Raw genomic sequence first — 20,981 nt, 5'->3', positions numbered from 1 at the left:
CAATTTGGGTATATTGAATTATGAATTCAACCTACATATAGAAACTGGGGTGTGTCTTACTTGAAAAAATGGATTTCTCCAGCGCTGTTGATAATCACATTTATCTTAAGCGCCATCGGACACTATGCAGACTGGGACCACACTCTGCAGTTCGTGTTATCCGCAATTGCAGTCGTATTTGTCGCCGGCTTTCTCGGCAGAGCCACAGAAAGTGTAGCCCACTATGCAGGCCAGCGGCTGGGCGGTTTTCTTAATGCCACCTTCGGTAATGCTGCCGAACTGATCATCGCCTTCTTCCTGGTCAAGGAAGGTCTTTTCGACATGGTAAAGGCCAGTCTTACCGGTTCTATCATCGGCAACCTGCTGCTCGTGCTTGGCCTCAGCATTTTTGCCGGAGGGATGAAGTTTAAGGTTCAGAATTTCAATGTTACCCTGGCCGGCTTGAACGGCTCGCTGATGATCGTGGCTGTCATTGCCCTGTTTGTTCCTGCTATGTTCTTCAATACCCACTCGATCACAGAGAAAGACACCGATGTGCTCAGTCTTGTCGTCGCAGGTCTGCTCATTGCTTCTTATATGGCCTGGCTGGTCTTCTCAATGATCACACACAAGAAATACCTGGCTGATGTCACCGTGGACTCTGAGGAAGAGCTGCCTAATGAGCACAAGCCGGCCTGGTCGATGAAACAGTCGATCATCTATCTGGTATTAGCAACTGTAATGGTCGCTTTTGTCAGTGAATGGCTGGTCGGTACGCTGGAGACGTTAACTGAACGCTTTGGCTTCAGCGAACTGTTCGTGGGTGCGTTCCTCGTAGCCATTATCGGTAATGCGGCTGAACACAGTGCTGCAATCATGCTGGCAATGAAGAACAAGATCGGTGCAGCAGTGGAAATCGCTGTCGGCAGCAGCTTGCAGATCGCCTTATTCGTAGCCCCTGTGCTCATCTTCGCCAGCTACTTTTTGGGGAATACGATGGATATCGTCTTTACCACCATTGAAATTGTGGCCATCGCCGTATCCGTGTTTATTGCCAAATCAATCATTCAGGACGGTGCGACCAACTGGTATGAAGGACTGCTCCTGCTGGCAGTGTACCTGATCCTCGGTGTATCCTTTTATCTGGTTTAAGCACGGGCTTCTCTTACATCTATAGCAGCACAACAAAAAACGCACATGAGCGGCCAGCAGGTCCTCAAGTGCGTTTTTATGATTAGCCCGGAAGCTCAGCCTAATTCTCGCGCTCTTTCGCTTTTTGGTTCAGAGCCTCATAAAGCACAGCCAAATTGCGTTCCAGTTCACTCAATACCTGCTTGCCGGTAAATTCAGGCACCAGACCCGCTCTGACCGCAAAATCAACCTCTCTTGAAAAGCCGTACATCTGGGTATCCAGCACTTCCTCATAGAGAGGGCAGTAACGAGTTGCCAGATTCTCCATCTGCACTTCGATGAGCTTCTGAATTTTATCGGCATCTTCTTGTAGAAGAGTGATGGCTTTAAGGTTAAGCTGTTCCTGCAAATCCGATGAAGTCATGCATTTTCCCCCCCATGTCCAAAAGTTACAGCTGCTACTGCTATTTAGTTTAATATTAGTCGAAATTCGGACCCAATACAAGAATTCAGTTTCAAGTATACAAAATAACCCCACAAAGCGGGGCCTTTCCACTGAAGCTTATTCAGAACCTTTGAGGGAACTCTGAATATATACTTTCTGATATGAACTAAAAACGCCCTGCCGTTTAGGGCAGGACGTCTCAGATTTGAATAGATTACTCAGCAACTACTGTAAAGTTCAGACCATGTTTGGCAAAAACTTCGCTCATTGCCTTCTTAGCCTCTTCGGCATCAGTACCATGAACATGAAGTTCGTAACTTTGACTGGAAACCAGAGTAGTAAACAATCCAAGGATACTCTTAACGTCAATGTACTTGTTGTCCGCCTGAAGAACGATAGATGAGTTGAACTGGCTTGCCGTTTGGGCAATATCCACGATTGCCGCATTGTTACTGGACATAGGAATCCCTCCGCAACTTGATTAGAAAAACTTAGTACGCTTGTTCATTTGTAACCAATTCCATGATACATTGAATCCGCTTACTCGCGCAAGGTGTTTTCTGTAAATACACTAAGAACATAAGAACACTCTGCTTGTTATTACATTTTATTTCAGGTTTTCAGGGTTCAGACCTGTAAGTTCAGGAATGACAAAAATGCCGTCCTTGCGAATCAACACATCATCAAAATAGATCTCGCCCCCGCCGTATTCTGGACGTTGAATCAGCACAAGATCCCAATGGATGGAAGAGCGGTTGCCGTTATCAGTTACATCATAAGCCTGGCCCGGTGTAAAGTGTAGACTTCCGGCAATTTTCTCATCAAACAAAATATCCTTCATCGGATGCAGGATGTAAGGGTTAAAGCCAATGGCAAATTCACCAATATGGCGCGCACCATCATCGGAATCGAGAATTTCGTTCAGGCGCACAGTATCATTGCTTGTCGCTTCAACAATTTTACCGTTCTCGAATCTGAATTTCACATTTTCAAACGTTATCCCGTTATATAGGGTTGCTGCATTATAGCTGATCGTACCGTTAACGGAATCGCGGACAGGGGCGCTGTACACTTCTCCGTCCGGAATATTTTTCTGGCCGGAGCATTTCTCTGCGCCAATCCCTTTGATCGAAAAGGTAAGCTCTGTACCAGGTCCTGTGATACGCACCTTATCAGTCTTACGCATAAGATCTGCCAAGGCATCCTGTGCTTTATCCATTTTGGCGTAATCCAGGTTGCAGACCTCGAAATAAAAGTCTTCAAAAGCTTCTGTAGTGGTATTAGCCAGTTGAGCCATACTTGCATTCGGGTAACGCAATACAACCCATTTAGTATGCTTAACGCGTTGCTCACTATGTACCGGATGCGAATAAAGGGCGTTGTACAGCTTCATGTTTTCTTCCGGCACGTCTGCCAGATCGTTGACATTTTCACCGGCACGGATTCCGATATAGCAATCCATCTGCTTCATCCGGTTCAGGTCAATGTCCGCCCAGGCCTTAAGGCCTTCAGGGGTAGCATATTGAAGCATACTGCGCAGGACGGTACGGTCTGTCAGCTGCACAAAGGGATGACCTCCGGCTTTGCCGACTTCCTCCACCACAGCTTTTATCAAATCTCTTTCGCTGCCGATCATTTCGACGAGCACGTTCTCACCCGGCTGCACATTTACGGAATACCCTACAAGGTTTGCCGCAAGCTTTTGAATTCTTGGATCTTTCATCCTTCTCTCTTCCTTCCTCTTACAGAAAATAAACATACTGTTCTATTGTAGCACGCCCACTACTTAGCGCAAGGTTTTCCCCTACAGCAGCTTCTCAGTGATACCCGTAAAAATCTACTTTGGTCACATAGGTTTCGACCTCCGCAGGGTCCCCGGAAGCGGGATGACTTACCGTACGGGTCCAGGTTAACCGCTTGGGCAGATTGCGCTTGGTGTCCACCTTTAAGAAATACACAGACGAGATCTCAGCTTGAGCCAGCTTCTGCTGCAGCTCCTTCTCCTTTTGTGCCCATAAGGTATTCATAGCTGTAGTAACTTCAGACCGTTGCCCTGCTGTGTCCTGAGCGTTGCCTGCAGCCGGGCGGATAGCCTGCATCTCCCGCTCAAGCTGTGCCTTAAGCTGCCGCTTTGCTTCACCGGGACTCAGCTTAATCCGCAGCACCTTGCTGCCCCTGGCCGAGCCCGTTTCCTCTGTCACCTGCTTCTCGAGCTGTTCCAGCTCTTCCAGCTGCCGCAGAGGGTTCAGCGCCGTAAGCGGATTTCCTGCCCCGGATTCCGGGGATGAAGACTGCATTAGCCACTCCCCGTCTTTCTTCTCAAGCCGAGTGTAGTATGCAGGAGTTGCCGAACGGCTCTGCTCAAGCTTATTCAGGCCTTCTAGTGCTGCCGCCTTCGTCCCTCCCGGCTCATCAGGCAGCAGTGAATACAGACTGACCTTGTTATGGTCCTCAATCTTGCCTCCATAATAAAGCGCGGATTCGGAAACAGTCTGTCCGCCGATCAGCAGCGCCGCCGCTCCTTCAAAAGATACCGCGTCGCTGCCGTCCATACCGGCGAGAACCAGGTTCAGCTCCTGCGCAGCCGGTTTGCCGTTTGAGGTCCCGCAGCCGCTGAGAAGCAGCAATAGCATTATGAATGAAGCCTTTCTCTTACTCCGATAGTTAGGTATATTCATGACATTCAAGCCTTTCCCGGTCGAGTGATTTGCTGTGGAGGGTTCAGGCTGAATAAAGACTCCACTTCTCGCCTGAACGATCTTTTATAGGTTCTCCTATCACATTTTGCTTATACTTCCTTTCTTCCCCGGGCAAAAAAAAGAACCCTTGCGGCTTAAGCCTAAGGATTCTTCACATTGACATCTGCATCTTTACAGTCGATCACGACCTGATTGCGGCCGTTGTTCTTAGCATCATAAAGCGCCATATCGGCCCGGTAGAACAGGGATTCTACGCTTACTCTATCATCAGTCCAGCTCCATTCCGCAATTCCGCAGGATACGGTAACACGAGGCTCCGTTTCACCCATCACCCGCTTGCGTATCCGCTCGGCCACAAACACAGCCTGCTGAACTCCCAGCTGAGGCAGGTAGACCGCCAGTTCTTCCCCGCCCCATCTTGCAGCGATATCACCTTGGCGGATCGAGGATTTCACAATTTCACTAACCTGCTTCAGAATCTTATCGCCTTTCTGATGCCCGTAGGTGTCGTTGACCATTTTGAATTGATCGATATCGACAACAATCAAGGAGCCGCAGAAGTCCTTAGACTGCCTTTCCTTGATCTCCTCGTCCAAATAATGGCGGGCATATAGCCCGGTCAGGCTGTCCCTGTTCGCCAGGTAACGAACCTCTGCATGTAAACGCGCATTCCCTACGGCAAGTCCGATATGGCCGGCCATCGCCTGCAGCAACCTGAAGCTGTCATAGGAAAAGAACTGAGGTTCACGGTGGGCCAGCATGATCGCTCCGCGCACCTCCCCGCCGACACTCAGCGGAGTAGCAATCAGTGACTGTGAGTGCGTTGCCTGCATAAGCTTGGACGTGGTATCTTCGGCATCTCTATAGTTAGACACTATAATGGGCTCACCCGTGATATAAACCTTCCCCCCGAGTCCATTGCCCGCATCAATAATCTCACCGCGGAGCGGCAGATAATTGCAGGCAATCGCTTCGAGGCCGCCCTTTTCTTCATTAAGATGCAGGATACAGCAGTAATCCGCATCGAACATCTCCAGCAGCTCTTCAAAGGCATATTGAAAAATATCCCCGAGCCGTAAGCTCTGGTTCAGGCGCTGGGTCAGCTCGTTACTCATCCGCAGCTCACGGATCAGCTGATTAGAGCGCTCATACAGCTTGGCGTTCTCAAAAGCAGTCCCCGCAGTATCTGCTACCATAGAAAGAAAGCGGAGATCTACATCGGGAAATGCCGGCCTGTCCAGCACCATATGAAATACACCGTATACTCCCTGTTTACCCCCAAGCGGCAGCCCGATTTCCACAGACCTCTTATCAGAACCAGCGTGGAGGGCCACACGCCCGTCCTTGAAGGCTTTGGCGCAGACATCCTCATCGCCCCAGCGCAACGGAAGCGGCTTGACTTGGGGGTGAGTGCTGCGATGATCCTGGGACATGAAAAGATCCAGCCGTGCTCCCGGATACATCGCTGAGATGCTGTCGATGACTTCAGTCAGCACAGCGTTGACATCGATATTGTCATGCATCCGCTGAACGATCTGAAACAACAATGACCGGCGGCTGCTTTCCCGTTCCGCATGCTGGTGTATACCTGCCAGATCCGACACAAAAACATGCTCAAATCTGTGGTAAAAGCAGGTCTGGAAATGCATAGCCATCGCTTCCGCCGTATGCACTCCCCCCTGTTCGTATTGTTCTGCTGTCATTGCACATCCAAGCAGGGCAAAAATTTCTCCGAGGCCTCTGGTCAATACGGGAATCGTCAGCAGCACTATCGCCGGTTCAGTTGTCCGTTCTTCTGCCGAATAAAGCTTTCCGGAGCGAAGAGAATATGCCGCCTCCGCTTCCCATTGCGCTTTCCAGCGTTCACTCCGGGCTCCGGACCCGTCAATGCCCTCAAGCCACTTCCCTTCGAAACTCAGCACGCACCATTCCCAAAGCTTTGCAAACGGAGGGACAGCCTGTCCCCGCCATTCTCTGAAGCTCTCAGCAATCAATTCGGCTGCATACGGAAAATCATAGGATACAATATCCGTTTCCTTGAGCCATGCGGCGGGATCATTGAGCTCTCCGCTTGATTGCATCGTGTCCTGCAACAGCATACGATTGTCTTTACGACCATATGCTTCCTGTTCCGACATAAAAAGGATCCCCTTTGCATCTCAAATGAGTTTCTTTCCGATAACATCTAATTAGCTATATTTTACTCTCTTTTTTCCTGCAATGCATTATATTTTCCTGAAAACCGGGATTTTTTTTAGGACCAAAGAACTAACGACAAAGATAGACAAAATCTCTTTAAAGATGCGCTTGACATTATATATTGTTTTCATATAATATTTATTGTTGAACAAGACTGTAAGAAGTCTTACTTGGGCGTAACGTTGTGTCACCCTCACGCATTTCGTTACTGCCAGGGCAGCGGCTGAACTTCCCCGGCAGAGTGAAACCAATACACGCTTTCACGGATACGATTTGCGGCACAAATAGGCCCTAACATGAAATTTCAATTATAAAGGAGTCTACTATATCATGGCACGTTACACCGGACCTAAATTCAAACTCAGCCGCCGTCTGGGCATTTCCCTTAGCGGTACAGGCAAAGACCTGAAACGCCCTTTCCCACCAGGACAGCACGGCGCTAACCAACGCAGAAAAGTAAGTAACTACGGAATGCAGCTTTTGGAAAAACAAAAACTGCGCCACATGTACGGCTTGGGTGAAAAACAGTTTAAAACTCTCTTCACCAAAGCACAAAAGCTCCAAGGTATCGCGGGCGAAAACTTCATGTTCCTGCTCGAAAGCCGTTTGGACAACCTGGTTTACCGTCTTGGTTTTGCTAACTCCCGTGCAGGCGCACGTCAGCTGGTATCCCACGGCCACGTAACCGTTAACGGCAAAAAAGTTGACATCGCTTCTTACCGTGTAAGTGTAGGCGACGTTATCGGACTTCGTGAAAGAAGCCGCTCCATGACTTCGATCAAAGAAGCTTTGGATAACCGTTCCCACCTTCCAGGTTATCTGGAATATGCTGATGGCTCTTTCGAAGGTAAATACATCCGTTTGCCAGAACGTGCCGAGCTGTCCCAAGATATCGATGAAAAGCAAATCGTCGAATTCTACAACCGTTAAGATTTCGCGTTTACGCGAATCAAGCAAAGCCTCCGGTTTTCCGGAGGCTTTTTTTGTGCTCTTCTTTAAATACTTATATCGGGCTGCGGACCAAGAATGTTCAATTTCAGTTTAACTCATTCTTTCCATTCCTCTAAAAAATTGGATCATGGTACATTTAGGTAAAATGGATAAATTGGAGGAACTAGAATGCTCTTAAGCAACGGTACTTTAATAATCCGCCAGGCAGTTGCGGACGACGCCCAAATTCTGTGTAACTGGTGGAATGACGGTCTCGTCATGGCTCACGCAGGCTTCCCGAACGGCCTTGGCATTACTGTCGATGAAGTAGTAGATACTCTCAGCTCCGGACAAGAACATCACCGCCGTTATATACTCGAGATCGCCGGCATCCCTGCAGGAGAGATGAGCTGCAGGCAGACTGCTCCCCACACTGTAGAGATAGGCATCAAAATCTGTCTGTTGCACCAGCAGAACCAGGGATACGGGACTGCCTTTCTGAAGATGTTAATCCGCTACTTATTTAAGGAGCAGGGGATCGACACTATCCAACTGGATACTAACCTCAAGAACTACAGAGCACAGCATGTATATAAAAAGATCGGCTTCCGGGAATGTGCTGTTCATTATGATACCAGGCGTAACCAACTTGGTGAGCTGCAATCCTTTATTGATTATGAATTAACCAAAGAAGATTATTTAGAGTATCCGCCGTTCCCATTATGACAAGCTCAATTTTGCAAACTTTCGCTTACCTACCTGAACAATATCCCCGTCCTGCGGCTTAATCACCCTGTTCGGGTCCTCCAGCTTCATCCCGTTCAGCTTCACTGCGCCCTGCTGAATGCTCCTTCTTGCCTCACTGTTTGAGTCTGCAAAGCCCAGGAGAGTCAGAAGCTTAACCAGTGCGAGCGTGCCATTCACCAGCATATCTGCCGGAAGGGTGTGAGCTTCAATATCGTCAGGCAGGACACGCTGCTGGAACACAGTGATGAAATGCTGCTGCGCGGCCTCCGCTGCTGCTATACCATGGTACATGCGTACAAAGGTATATGCCAGCTGCATTTTGACATCCCTTGGATGTGCCTTTCCGGAAAACAATGCTTCTTTGAGCATATCCAGCTCCCCATTGCTGAGGTCCGTGACCATTTCATAGTATCTCAGCATCAGCTCATCAGGAATAGACATTGCCTTCCCGTACATTTCATTCGGCTTTTCATCGATACCAATGTAGTTTCCGAGGCTCTTGCTCATTTTCTTCACTCCGTCTAGCCCTTCGAGCAGCGGCATGAGCATGACCACCTGCGGCTCCGCCCCGTATTCCTTTTGCAGGGTGCGTCCCATCAATATATTAAATTTCTGATCCGTACCGCCAATTTCGATATCCGTCTCGTTCGCAACCGAATCCATCCCCTGCATCAGCGGATAGAAAAATTCATGAATGCTGATGGCCTGGCCGCCCTGGAAACGTTTGGTGAAGTCGTCACGCTCCATCATCCGGGCCACAGTTACTTTTGCCGATAAATTCACTACCTCAGCAAAAGTCATTGGACTCAGCCAATCCGAGTTGCATAGGATCTGTGTCTTTTCCGGATCTAGGATCTTGTACACCTGCTGCTTATAAGTCAGGGCATTACGCTGCACATCTTCTTCACTAAGCTGCTTACGTGTCTCAGATTTACCAGTGGGGTCCCCGATCCGTCCGGTGAAATCCCCGATGATCAGCTGAATGACATGTCCAAATTCCTGAAATTGGCGCAGCTTATGGAGTACAACCGTATGCCCGATATGAATGTCAGGCGCCGAGGGGTCAAGCCCCAGCTTTATGTTAAGCGGGACCCCTGTCACCACAGACTTTATCAGCTTGCCTCGCAATTCCTCCTGCGGTACAATTTCCATTGCACCACGTGAGACAGCTTCCAGCTGCCGTTCCACTTCCAGCTGCTGCTGGGGAGTCAACTCTTCCCATTTCATATGTATTCCTCCTTAAAAATCTGTCAGTGCTCAATGCATTTTTTCCGGTTAAGCAACGCAAAAAGAGCCTTTTACTCATCCCATAAAGGGACGAGTAAAAGACTCGCGGTACCACCCTAATTAAAGATCCAGCCGCGTCCGGACGCAGCCGTAATCCTTCACTTCATTGCGATAACGGGGCACGCCCCGGTTCCGGACTACTAAGCAAGCAGGTTAGTGCCTGAGGTTCCTCCGGACAGCTCCAGACTGTAATTCAAAGGGGCCTGCTGCCGGTTCGCACCACCCACCGGCTCTCTGAAACACATGGCATGCCTTCTACTGATGTCTTTCAATGCTTTTTGGATATCCAATTGAGTAAATTTATACCACATAAGCTTTAAATAAGTCAACACCCGCGCAAACCGGGTTTCCGGCCAGAAGCGCATTCAAAATCGGCAAATTGTGCTATAATAGTTCCGTTAAAAGGAGGATTATCGTCGATGGTTGAGGAGAACAAAAAGAAGACCGCAAAACAGCGTCCCGCGCGAAGATCCTGGCTCCGCAGGTTCGGTTCAGTCGTAAAGTGGATGTTTATACTCGGCATCCTGGGCATTCTGTTTGCAGGCGGTGCCGTGGCAGGCTATGTCACTTCCATAGTGAAGGATGACCCTGTACGCTCCGAAGAATTGATTCAGCAGCAAGTCAGCCAGAACGCCATCACCGGCTTTGCTTATTTCCGTGACGGCCAGCCTATCGGTCAGCTTCGCACTGAAGAAGACCGCAGGCTTATTGAATTTAATGATATCCCACAGCTAGTGATCGATGCCGTCCTCGCTATAGAGGACAATAATTTCTATAACCATAAAGGAGTCGATTTCAGCGGCACTGTGCGTGCCGTCAAACAGAAGCTGCTTAATGAATCCGTTCAGACCGGAGGCAGTACACTCACCCAGCAGCTGGCAAGACGTGTATTTTTAAACCTGGACCGCACAGAAGACCGCAAAGTAAAAGAAATTCTGCTGTCTCTGCGACTGGAGCGTTTTTTGTCCAAACAGGAAATAATTACAGCTTATCTTAACAAGGTTCCCTTTGGAAACGGATCTAACGGTTATAATGTATACGGCATCAAAGCTGCTGCCAAGGGGATCTTCGGGCTCGATGATCTCGACAAGCTGAATATTGCCCAAGCTGCATACTTAGCCGGGCTTCCGCAGCTTCCTTCCAAGTATTCTGCTTTTAACGGAGTAGGCGAATTCAACGAGACTGCCTTTGGCCGTGCCATGGACCGTCAAAAGCTGGTCCTGCGCCGGATGCTCGAAGAGAACAAAATCACCACCTCACAATATGATGAAGCGTTACTGTTCGACATCAAAGCTTCCCTGGCTCCGCACACGAAGAAAGCGTACGCTACATATCCTTATCTGATGCTGGAAACGGAACGCAAGGCTGCAGAGATCCTTCTCTCAATAAATGAAGAAAAGACCGATGCAACAGATCCCGCCGCTTCTACTGATGACACTGTACTGCTCGAGGAAGCACGCCAGCAGCTTATGACCGGCGGTTACCGTGTATACACCACTATTGACAAAAAAGTATACAGTGCGATGCACAGCATTTCAGAAGACAGCGACAACTTTACGAAGGACAGTAAGTCAAGAGGCAAGGAACAGACTGCGGGCATGATGATCGATAACAAAACCGGGGCTATCCTCGGGATGATCGAGGGCCGTGACTTCAATATCGAGCAGATGAACTACGCCACGCAGATGGTTCGTCAACCGGGTTCCACCATGAAGCCAATTGCTGCATACCTGCCTGCGCTCGACGCCGGATTAATTCAGCCTGCCAGTATCGTGGATGATGCGCCGATTATTTTGAAGGACGGCACCAAGGGATTTCATATTCCGAAGAATGCCAATAACCGCTATCAGGGGCTCGTTACAGCACGATATGCGCTCAACAAATCCCTGAACCTCCCTGCCCTTAAACTGTTTAATGACAAGGTAGGAATCGAAGCCTCCTGGGCATTCACTAAGAAACTGGGGATCACCACCATTCAGGACGATGACTATAATGCGCAAACCGGGGTTATCGGGGGGCTGCGTTACGGGGTGTCCGTAGAAGAATTAACCAATGCCTACTCTTCCATCGGTAACAAAGGCGCTTTTAATGACGCCTATATGATCGAGAAGATCGTAGATTCGCAAGGTAAAATTGTGTATCAGCATAAAGTGAATCCGGAGCAGGTATTCTCCGAACAGACGGCTTATCTTATGACCGACATGCTGCGTACGGTTATTACCGAAGGTACAGCCAGCACGGTAAGAAGCAATTATAAGCATTTCAAAGAAGTGCCGATTGTCGGGAAGACCGGGTCTACACAGAACTATGGGGATGTATGGTTTATGGGCTACACACCAGATGTAACACTGGGTATGTGGGTGGGCTATAAAGAGCAGATCAACACTCTCCAGGGTGATACCCAAAAACGACAGGCACAGACGCTCTGGGCTAAGGTAATGAACAAGGTGATCGAGAAACAGCCTGAATTGTTCGTAACCAAAGCGTTCACAAAGCCTGAGGGTATCGTCAAAAAGACGGTCTCCGCATACAGCGGCAAGTTGCCTACAGATTTGACCGACAAATTCACAACAGACCTGTTCAATACAAAATATGTGCCTAAAGATAGCGATGACGGCATTTCCAAAGCCAAATATATAACATATGGCGGCGTGAACTATCTGCCTTTGGAAGGCACACCGGAGGATTTCCTGAAGGAGAAAATCGTCGTCAAGCGTGAAAAGCCAATTCAGGATCTGGTCAAGGAACTGTTGGCTGCTTTCCCGGCTATGAAAGAGCATGAACCGCTGGAATACTATATGCCGGAAGATGCCAAGACCGACTTCCCAACCGAAGTTGACCCGCGTGTTGATGACGGAAACGCACCCGCAGCACCAGGCGGTGTTAATGTCTCCTACAGCTCGGGTAAAGCCGTTATAACATTTACACCAAGCAGCTCATCCGACGTTGTAGGGTACCGGTTGTACCGTTCCTTAAACGGAGGTACCTTCAAGAAGCAGGCGGTCATTTCTGCCGGTGAAAATACCGTCTTCTCGCCCGGCACGCCAGAGACCGTGAATGCTACCTTCTACGTGACAGCTGTAGATGTAGCCGGCCATGAGACAGCTTCTGGCAGCGTATCCGGCGGGGCAACTCCGACACCGGAGGTAACGCCGACACCGGAGGCATTGCCGGGAACTGATCCGACACCTGACGGTGGCGCGGTACCCGAAGCAACCGAAGATCCCGGGATGATCATTGTGGATCCTGGCAGCTCGGATGTACCAACTGGCAGTGTCAACGATCCTACCGGCGGAAGCAGCAATGCTGCCGGCGGAAGCAATAACGCTGGTGGTGGGGGCAACAACGCTGCTGGCGGAGGCAATAATGCTGCTGGCGGCGAGAAGGGTGCCGGGAAAACAAAGTAACCGCTCCATCTCGGCCTATCAGAACACAAAAACACCGATTCCTCACGAAAGTGCGGGAATCGGTGTTTTTGTGTGTGTCTGCTTAAGCACGCCTAATCCTCGATTGTCGACAGATCTCCAGCCGGAAGATGAAGCTCCCAGGCCTTTAACACCCGGCGCATGATTTTGCCCGAACGGGTTTTCGGCAGCTTATCCTTGAATTCAATCTCCCGGGGGGCTGCATGCGCGGATAACCCCGCTTTGACAAAGGCAGCGATCTCATCCTTAAGCTCTATTGAAGGCAGGTAGCCTTCCCGCAAAGAGATGAATGCTTTGATGATCTCTCCCCTCAGCACATCCGGCTTCCCGATGACTCCCGCCTCCGCCACTGCCGGATGCTCTATCAGCTTGCTTTCCACCTCGAAGGGGCCAATCCGCTCACCGGATGAATTGATTACATCATCGATCCGCCCCTGAAACCAGAAATACCCCTCATCGTCCATATAAGCTGAGTCACCGGAAATATACCAGCCGGGAATGCGGAAATATTCGTCGTATTTTGCTTTGTTATTCCAGATGGTCCCCATCATGGAAGGCCAAGGTGTCCGTATCGCCAAGTTCCCCATCGAATAGGGGGGAAGCACGTTGCCACGGTCATCTAGAATCGCCGCTTCAATACCTGGCAGCGGACGTCCCATGGAGCCTGGCTTAATGTCCATCCCCGGGTAATTGCAGATCAGCTGTGCGCCTGTTTCGGTCATCCACCACGTGTCATGAATGCGCTGGTTATAAATCTTATCCCCCCAGCGGACAACCTCTGGATTAAGCGGCTCCCCGACAGACAGCACATGACGCAGACTGCTCAGATCAATCCCCTGCAGGCTGCTGAGGCCTGCTCCCATCAGCATCCGGAATGCTGTAGGTGCACTGTACCATACCGTAACCGCAAAGCGTTCTATCGTCTTATACCAGTCCTGAGGGCTGAAGCGCCCGCCCCGGACTACGTTGGCAACCCCATTCAGCCAGGGTGCAAAAATCCCATAGGAGGTTCCTGTTACCCACCCAGGGTCTGCGGTACACCAATACACATCATCCGGACGTAAATCGAGTACGATCTTGCCTGTATAATAATGCTGAATCATCGCCCTCTGCACATGGTAGACCCCTTTAGGTTTCCCGGTTGAGCCCGAGGTATAGTGCATAATAAGTCCATCTTCCAAGGTTAGCCATTCCGGCTCCAGTTCGGCTGCAGCAGTGGCTGTCTCCTCTTCGTAGCTTAGTATACCGTGTTCCGGATCTGCCTGAGCACCAACAACAATAATATGCTGCAGTTCTGGAAGCTCCTCATGCCTGACCCGCTTCAGCAGCTCCGGTGTAGTAACCAATGCCACCGCTCCGCTGTCCTCCAGCCGGTCCTTCACAGCTGTTTCCATAAAAGCTTCAAACAGCGGTCCGACCACTGCACCAACCTTTAGGACACCAAGCAAACTAAAGTACAGCTCCGGGCTCCGCGGCATAAAGATAAATACCCGGTCGCCTTTGCCTATACCGTATTTACGCAGAACATTCCCAAAGCGGTTGGAGCGTTCCTGCAGATCCGCGAAAGTGTACCTTTCCTCTCTCGCAGAATCGCTGTAGATGAGCGCTGTTGCCGCTCCACGCCCCTCTGCTACGTGGCGGTCTATGGCTTCATGGGCCATATTTACTTTGCCCGTATGAAACCAGGAGAACTCCTTCTCTACATCCTCCCACCGGAATTCGCTGACTGCCCGGGTGTAATCTGTCATGTTCGCATTTTGTACACGGCCCGGTAAAATTTCACTATGGACTTGCCCCATTACTCTTGCCTCCCCTACTAGATTGAATTAAGCTTTAAGGGCGAGATTCTTAGTTCATGAAAACTGTCAATGTACTAAATGTGAAATATTTATGTCGGAATCAGTATAACATAGGAAACGGTTACATTCCATAAATTAGTTGTTCGAGAGGAGCCCATTCATGGAGCACCGCAAGATACCCGTCTCACATGCATACGTATATCGCAATAAAGAAATTATTATTAGCGGTCCAATGTCCCCTGTAGTACTGCAAAGCCTGGACATCCATCACGATCTGGATGCCTTCCGCAAGCCGCATGAACAGCTGGAAGCACTCATTGAAATTTCGGGACTACCCGAGGGCCGGGTTATTACCGCAGTTACAGATAACATGCTGATAGGCTATGTAACCTTTCATTATCCGGATGAGCTGGAACTATGGTCACAGGGTGGAATGCCTGACTTGATTGAATTAGGAGCTATAGAGGTAGCAGACGCTTATAGGGGAGGCGGGCTTGGCAAACTGCTGATTGCCACAGCGTTTGAGCGGGAGCAGCTGGAGAATTGTATTGTTTTCACTACAGAATACTATTGGCATTGGGACCTGAAGGGCAGCGGGCTGGATGTATGGGCATACCGAAAAATGATGGAAAACCTGATGAAAACCGTTGATATGGTCTGGTATGCCACCGATGATCCGGAAATCTGTTCGCATCCTGCCAACTGCCTGATGGTCCGGATTGGAAATGAAGTACCGATGTCTTCTCAAGAGACCTTCGACAGAGTACGCTTCAGGCAGCGTTTTATGTACTAATTAGCGGGTGAGTACCGTTATAAAGCTTTTAGCATATATTCAAGAATGGCATGGGAACGCCGAGAGGCTAATACAGTGAACTCCTGGTAATTCACATGAGCCGAGCCGTCAGCCTTATCTGACATGGAGCGGATAATCACAAACGGTGCAGCATTCATGGTGCAGACCTGTGCAACAGCCGCCCCTTCCATCTCGGCACAAGCGCCGTTAAGCTGTTCCCGCAGATTAGCAACCACTGTACTGCTGGCAATAAATTGATCGCCGGACAGCACAATTCCAGTGATGGCATGCTGCTTCAGCTCAGAGCAGGCCTGCTCAGCCAATTTTACTAAAGACTCATCTGCAGTGAAAGTTGATACCTCCTGATAAGGGATTACCCCTTTGGGATAACCAAGGGCTGTTACATCCATATCATGCTGGATGCAATGGGAGGAGATTACGATATCTCCAATATTAAGGTCAGGATGAACAGCCCCCGCCACACCGGTAAACAACACCTTGGATACACCAAAGGTATCGAGCAGAATTTGCGTAGTCACCGCTGCATTTACTTTGCCTACTCCCGACTTGCAGAGGACAGCCGGCTTGCCAAAGATGTCTCCCGAATAGTATTTTATACCGGCTTTAACGGTGGTCTGCCTGTTCTCCATACTATTCAACAGCAGTTCAATCTCCTCATCCATCGCGCCAATTAAACCGATTAACTCACTCAATATGTATCCCTCCGTAAATTCCTCCGCCAAGCGGGAGGCTGAAACTTTTCACTTCTTCAACATAAAAAGCCCCCGAAGGAGCTTTCTACGAATTAATAATCTTATTTGTTTACATGATTGACAGACAAACGGAGAATGGTCTCATGCGGCAAAATAACCCGCGGATTCTCAACCGTCTCCTTCTTCATCAGCTTCGTCAAAAGCCGCATGGCTACCGCACCCAAGTCGTACATAGGTTGTGCTACAGTAGTCAGCAGCGGACGAACCATCGAAGCCATACGGATGTTGTCTACGCTGATGATTGAGAAATCATCCGGAACTTTAAGACCTTCATCCTGAATACTGTGGATTGCGCCAATAGCCATTTCATCCGTTGCGGCGAATACAGCTGTCGGTTTCTTCTTGAGTCCTAGGAAATACTTCATCGCTTCGACACCGGATTCGTAACGGTAGTTACCAATACGTACCAGGTCTTCCTGATACTCGATTCCTGCCGCTTCCAGTGCTTTCTTGTAGCCTTGGAACCGGGCATAACCGTTTGCAGGATCCTGCAGCGTTCCGCTGATCATAGCAATCTCACGGTGTCCGTGGCGGATTAGCGTGTTCACAGCATCAAAAGCCGCATTCTCGTGGTCGATATCAACCGACGGGTAAGTCCCCTTCTCATCACGCGTTGCGCAAAGCACGATCGGAACTGCAGAGGTCTGGAAAGCCTGGATATGTTCCTCAGTTACCGTTCCGCCCATGAAGAGCAGCCCGTCCACTTGTTTCTCCAGAAGTGTGTTAATTACACGAATTTCCTTCTCTTTGCGTTTATCGGCATTACACAAAATAATGTTGTAATGATACATATTTGCAATATCTTCAATCCCGCGCGCAATTTCTGCAAAAATCGAGTTGGAGATATCAGGAATGACAACCCCTACGGTTGTCGTTTTCTTGCTGGCGAGACCTCTCGCCACAGCATTTGGACGATAGCCCAAACGCTCAATTGCTTCAAATACTTTCTTCCGGGTCTGCGGCTTCACGTTAGGGTTATTATTCACAACCCGTGATACCGTTGCCATAGATACGCCTGCTTCGCGAGCTACATCGTAAATGGTTACCGTCAAATTACTCTCTCCATTGCGATAAATTTTATCGTTCGACTAATTAAAATTATGATACGACACTTTGTACAATTGTGCAATGATAACGCTTCATTTTCCTTTCAAAATTCTTTCAAAGGACCATAAAGCTTATCCTGGCGCGGTTCTATCTCCAATTGCCTCAATAAAGCCCTCCACTGATTTCCAGTAGGTTTATCGGCGCGGCGTTGATTCCCTTTGCTGTAATTTAACGAAAAATGCCGGAGACATCAGCAAGGAGTTCTACCGAAATCAGCGATAATCTGAACCTGCTTCTATCGTAACAAAAAGTCCGTGAAAAATCCAACATTCGTGAAAAATTTTCATTGATTTTGCAGAAAAAACTTTTCATTTCGCACTTTCTGCCGATTGAAGTGTCAATTGCGACAGTCTAGAACCAGTTTCTTCCATCCATTGATGGTCACCAAGCTCCACTGACAGCCGGTACACATCCAAAAGGACATCGATCCGTCCCTGAATCGCTTTATAAATGGTTTCTTCAAGCTCAGTCATTCCGCCGGGAAATATGCCGGAAGTAAAAGCATCCTTAAGTACACTCGCCCACTCATTCCGGTCTGCAAAGGAAAGATGGCGTCTGGGTGGAGTCTCTCCTAATTCGCCAATCAGCTTACCCAGTTCCTTTTTAATGAAAGGAAAAGGTTCATAACGTGCGCAGACGCCGCATGTGTAAACTGGAACATGAGTGATTTTGATCTTTGCGCTGTAAATCAGCGTATGCATATGTAGGGTCATGATTCCGCCGCAGCCGCATGACTTTTTAACCAGATTATCTTTTAACATCTCCCACACCTCAGGCTCAATATTGAAAAAACACGTGAGTCCGCCTTTTCAATTGCTATATTCGCCCTCTCCGCCTTAAATCCCTTCTCATTTGCATAAAATGATTTATTTGGTAATAAAGCAAAGGTTTACATGTTCCAAGATGACTTCATATTTCAAATTTGATAGAATAAACAGGATATGATGACTTGAAGGGAGCTGCAAAGATCATGAGACTTTCCGGTAAAAAGGTTATCGCGCTTGTCGATGAAGAGTTTGAAGATTTGGAGCTCTGGTATCCCGTATACCGTGTGAGGGAAGAAGGCGCTGAGGTGCATCTGGCAGGCCTTGAAAAAGGCAAAACCTATACCGGTAAATACGGCGTACCTGCTACAGCCGAATATTCCTGGGATGAGCTAAATGCGGTTGATTATGATGGAATTCTTGTGCCTGGTGGCTGGGCACCGGATAAAATTCGCCGTTATAGTGCCGTACTGAAGCTGGTGCAGGATTTTAACACAGCTAAGAAGCCGATCGGCCAAATCTGCCACGCCGGCTGGGTATTAATTTCGGCCAAGATTCTAAATGGTGTTACCGTCACTTCTACCCCTGGCATCCGTGATGACATGGAGAATGCCGGGGCCATCTGGAAGGATGAACCTGTGGTGACGGATGGACATATTATTTCTGCCCGCCGTCCGCCGGATCTTCCGCCTTACGGTAAAGCATTCTGTGATGCGCTGGCCGGGGAATAGGGCGTAATTAAATATCTTCAGAAAGATAAACAGCCCCGCCTCTACTGCTTGTTGAGGTACAGGGCTGTTTGTGCTTTATGGCAGCTATTTGCGGATGGGGAGCGATAGTGTCTCCTGTATTGGATTAGGATAGCCGGTTATGGTGAACGTCAGGGGCTGGGAATATTTATTGCTGCCGAGACCCAGATAATGCAGCAGTGGGATTGACTTTTTTTCCGCTGACTCCTGGCGCTGTGGAATGCTGATATCAAACTGGCTGGCTGAATGAATCTGGCCATCTGCATCCGTAAACTCACTGCCTATCATCAGGGAGTTGTATAATCTCTGCTTCGCTGGCGCTCTGAGATACTCCAGAATCATTGTAGAACCCTTATCAGTGCTGTAAAGTGACATTTTCAAATGATTGTCGGGCGCTTTAATAATTTCCTGCTTCTCCGTATCAATAATCAGTTCTGTTGCCTCCTTATCCAGCGCCAGAATTCCGCCGATCTGCAGCTTGAGCGGCTGGCTGAAGCGACTATCATTCGCAAACACCAACCGACTATTCCCTTCAACCGCCAATGTACGAAGCAAAGCCAGATTCGTAAAATCACCCTTGCTGCCCATTAAAAGCTGCGGGTTAAGCATCGAAAAGATTTGTTTGGTGTTCTGCGGATCGTAGGCATAATCCAAATAAACACCTGTTGTTGAAAGGTAAACATCATCAATCTGTATATGCTGTCCCGCAATAGTTAAAGTTTGGTCTATATTCTGGACTTCACCTGTTTTGGCCATCTGCTCTTTATCCAGCAGGATTGGCACGGACAGCTGAGCCAGCGTATTTCCGAAATCCGCAGGCTTATACTCCCCAAGCTTTACCTCGAACGTAATCTGTTCCGGCAGCGAGCTGAACTCTTCACCCCACTGCAATACTTCATATCCGCGCGTAGTGCCGGTCGGCACATCCTTGGCATTCCAGGCCGATCCAGGCAGGGTGTTTACCAGCTCATCTCCAGTTCCTGTAAGCTGCAGAACATTCACGCGGGCTCTCTGTTTGGTATTATTCTGAAGGGAATACAAGATAATAATCCCCATACGGTCTGCAGCAATTCCGTCTACCGTCAGCACAAATCCATTCTGCCGGGCTGTAGCACCGCTGACACGCTGTATCAAACCTGCTTCGATCGCAGAAAGTACGGTAGTGTTATCGTATCCCGCAGGATTAATGCCTGCCACTACCCGGTACTCGTCGAACTCTCCAGTTCTCTGGACCATTTCCGGCGGAATCTGAGCACTGTGAGGCCTCACAACCTGCTGACCAATCCAAGGGAATGCGAAGAGCAGGGCAGCAGCCATAACTACCGTAATACATATTGCAAACCGCTTTTTGACTGCAGAAATACGGTAACGAACTGGTTGTAACATCCCGCTTCGTATTGCCGCCTGCAACTTGATCTCCGGCACCTCCTCCACCTGTCCGGATAATTCCTCAAAATAATCCTTCAGCAGCTTTTCCTCATTACCGGCCATTAGTAAGCCCCCCTTTCAGTTTGTCACGCAGCTGCTTTAACCCTTTATTCAGCCAGGTCTTCACCGTCCCTTCGGGCTTGCCGAGTACTTCCGCAATCTCTGTCAGGGTCATATCACGGTAATATTTCAGCACCAGCACCTGGCGGTATTTCAGTTTCACGCTGTCAAGTGCCTGCTCCATGTCCAACTTGCGGTCACTGGTCATTTCCATCAATCCATCATTGCCGTTATGGGTAGGCTTTACGGAAGCCAGCCGCTGTCTACGCTTCAATTCATCCTTGCAGCAGTTGATCAGTATTCGCGTGACCCAGGGTGCAAACCGTTCCGGATCTTTGAGACTTTTACGCTTCATCCAAGCCCGGTACGTAGCTTCCTGCAGCATTTCGAGCGCATCCGCTTCACTCCGGAAGTAGCTGTATGCGATTCCGTAAAGTATTCTTTTCTGCGCCGAGACGAGTCCGATAAAAGCCTGGCCGCTTTCTTCACCATATTTAACCCGTTCACCTTCCATCAGGTTTTCCATGCTCCGTTTTCTCTGCCTCCCTTAACAACAGCCTCAAAAAGCGCCCCTTTATGTACTTCTATCTATACTGACTCCTTTAAGGTAAAAACGGTTTTACTTTTTTTGCTAACGACATTCTTGGAGCAGTAACGCAAAAAGCC

At 48.9% G+C, this 20,981-nt stretch carries 18 protein-coding genes and 1 other annotated feature; of the genes, 6 read left to right on the top strand and 12 right to left on the bottom strand.

The window, feature by feature from the left end:
• The first annotated feature begins 60 nt into the window (after positions 1-60).
• Positions 61-1,131, top strand: a complete 1,071-nt coding sequence (gene cax / locus L6H70_RS01625) for a calcium/proton exchanger (protein WP_236329153.1) — start codon at positions 61-63, stop codon at positions 1,129-1,131.
• A 100-nt stretch (positions 1,132-1,231) separates the two neighbouring features.
• On the opposite strand, the gene L6H70_RS01620 is transcribed toward cax, so the two are convergent.
• The 5 genes from L6H70_RS01620 to L6H70_RS01600 form a co-directional block, all read right to left on the bottom strand.
• A complete protein-coding gene (locus L6H70_RS01620) occupies positions 1,232-1,534 on the bottom strand; it encodes an Fpa/YlaN family protein (protein ID WP_206104466.1) in 303 nt (100 codons plus the stop codon).
• 235 nt (positions 1,535-1,769) lie between these two features.
• A complete protein-coding gene (locus tag L6H70_RS01615; RefSeq protein WP_038590490.1) occupies positions 1,770-2,015 on the bottom strand; it encodes an HPr family phosphocarrier protein in 246 nt (81 codons plus the stop codon).
• A gap of 147 nt (positions 2,016-2,162) precedes the next feature.
• Positions 2,163-3,278 carry an aminopeptidase gene (locus tag L6H70_RS01610; RefSeq protein WP_236329151.1) on the bottom strand — a complete coding sequence of 372 codons (1,116 nt, stop codon included), beginning with the start codon at positions 3,276-3,278 and terminating at the stop codon, positions 2,163-2,165.
• A 94-nt stretch (positions 3,279-3,372) separates the two neighbouring features.
• Complete coding sequence (locus L6H70_RS01605; RefSeq protein ID WP_236329149.1) at positions 3,373-4,188, bottom strand: hypothetical protein; 816 nt, start codon at positions 4,186-4,188, stop codon at positions 3,373-3,375.
• 206 nt (positions 4,189-4,394) lie between these two features.
• Complete coding sequence (locus L6H70_RS01600) at positions 4,395-6,392, bottom strand: GGDEF domain-containing protein (RefSeq protein WP_236329147.1); 1,998 nt, start codon at positions 6,390-6,392, stop codon at positions 4,395-4,397.
• Between the two features lie 391 nt (positions 6,393-6,783).
• Between L6H70_RS01600 and rpsD the strand changes: the two genes are divergently transcribed.
• On the top strand, positions 6,784-7,383 hold the full coding sequence (gene rpsD, locus L6H70_RS01595) for a 30S ribosomal protein S4 (RefSeq protein WP_206104461.1): 600 nt from the start codon (positions 6,784-6,786) through the stop codon (positions 7,381-7,383).
• Between the two features lie 189 nt (positions 7,384-7,572).
• Positions 7,573-8,109, top strand: coding sequence for a GNAT family N-acetyltransferase (locus tag L6H70_RS01590; RefSeq protein ID WP_236329145.1), 537 nt, complete (start codon positions 7,573-7,575; stop codon positions 8,107-8,109).
• Here L6H70_RS01590 and tyrS read toward each other — a convergent pair.
• Positions 8,104-9,357 (bottom strand): tyrosine--tRNA ligase, encoded by a 1,254-nt coding sequence (gene tyrS / locus L6H70_RS01585; RefSeq protein ID WP_236329143.1) that lies wholly within the window; start codon positions 9,355-9,357, stop codon positions 8,104-8,106. The genes L6H70_RS01590 and tyrS overlap by 6 nt on opposite strands.
• Positions 9,358-9,440: 83 nt before the next feature.
• Positions 9,441-9,698, bottom strand: a binding site (T-box leader).
• Positions 9,699-9,836: 138 nt separating this feature from the next.
• Here tyrS and L6H70_RS01580 point away from each other — a divergent pair.
• A complete protein-coding gene (locus L6H70_RS01580) occupies positions 9,837-12,824 on the top strand; it encodes a transglycosylase domain-containing protein (RefSeq protein ID WP_236329141.1) in 2,988 nt (995 codons plus the stop codon).
• 92 nt (positions 12,825-12,916) lie between these two features.
• Here the strand turns inward: L6H70_RS01580 and acsA are convergent, their stop codons facing one another.
• Positions 12,917-14,641, bottom strand: coding sequence for an acetate--CoA ligase (gene acsA / locus L6H70_RS01575; RefSeq protein ID WP_236329139.1), 1,725 nt, complete (start codon positions 14,639-14,641; stop codon positions 12,917-12,919).
• Positions 14,642-14,801: 160 nt separating this feature from the next.
• Between acsA and L6H70_RS01570 the strand changes: the two genes are divergently transcribed.
• Positions 14,802-15,434 (top strand): GNAT family N-acetyltransferase, encoded by a 633-nt coding sequence (locus L6H70_RS01570; RefSeq protein WP_236329137.1) that lies wholly within the window; start codon positions 14,802-14,804, stop codon positions 15,432-15,434.
• A 17-nt stretch (positions 15,435-15,451) separates the two neighbouring features.
• On the opposite strand, the gene L6H70_RS01565 is transcribed toward L6H70_RS01570, so the two are convergent.
• From L6H70_RS01565 to L6H70_RS01555, 3 genes are all read right to left on the bottom strand, one after another.
• The gene (locus L6H70_RS01565) at positions 15,452-16,147 is read right to left on the bottom strand and encodes a 5'-methylthioadenosine/adenosylhomocysteine nucleosidase (RefSeq protein WP_236329113.1); all 696 of its coding nucleotides are present in this window, start codon (positions 16,145-16,147) and stop codon (positions 15,452-15,454) included.
• A 101-nt stretch (positions 16,148-16,248) separates the two neighbouring features.
• The gene (gene ccpA / locus L6H70_RS01560; protein WP_206104454.1) at positions 16,249-17,259 is read right to left on the bottom strand and encodes a catabolite control protein A; all 1,011 of its coding nucleotides are present in this window, start codon (positions 17,257-17,259) and stop codon (positions 16,249-16,251) included.
• A gap of 363 nt (positions 17,260-17,622) precedes the next feature.
• Positions 17,623-18,075, bottom strand: coding sequence for a hypothetical protein (locus tag L6H70_RS01555; RefSeq protein ID WP_236329111.1), 453 nt, complete (start codon positions 18,073-18,075; stop codon positions 17,623-17,625).
• A 209-nt stretch (positions 18,076-18,284) separates the two neighbouring features.
• Here L6H70_RS01555 and L6H70_RS01550 point away from each other — a divergent pair, with 209 nt between their 5' ends.
• Positions 18,285-18,809, top strand: coding sequence for a type 1 glutamine amidotransferase domain-containing protein (locus tag L6H70_RS01550; protein ID WP_236329109.1), 525 nt, complete (start codon positions 18,285-18,287; stop codon positions 18,807-18,809).
• An 84-nt stretch (positions 18,810-18,893) separates the two neighbouring features.
• On the opposite strand, the gene L6H70_RS01545 is transcribed toward L6H70_RS01550, so the two are convergent.
• Together L6H70_RS01545 and L6H70_RS01540 are read right to left on the bottom strand one after the other, a co-directional pair.
• Positions 18,894-20,318, bottom strand: a complete 1,425-nt coding sequence (locus tag L6H70_RS01545; protein WP_236329107.1) for a hypothetical protein — start codon at positions 20,316-20,318, stop codon at positions 18,894-18,896.
• Positions 20,308-20,841, bottom strand: a complete 534-nt coding sequence (locus tag L6H70_RS01540) for a sigma-70 family RNA polymerase sigma factor (protein ID WP_236329105.1) — start codon at positions 20,839-20,841, stop codon at positions 20,308-20,310. The genes L6H70_RS01545 and L6H70_RS01540 overlap by 11 nt, the downstream gene beginning before the upstream one ends.
• Positions 20,842-20,981: the final 140 nt, after the last annotated feature.

This window comes from Paenibacillus auburnensis (assembly GCF_927798115.1).
Taxonomy (GTDB): Bacteria; Bacillota; Bacilli; order Paenibacillales; family Paenibacillaceae; genus Paenibacillus_AQ; species Paenibacillus_AQ auburnensis.
This window is presented reverse-complemented; position numbering and strand designations above follow the sequence as displayed.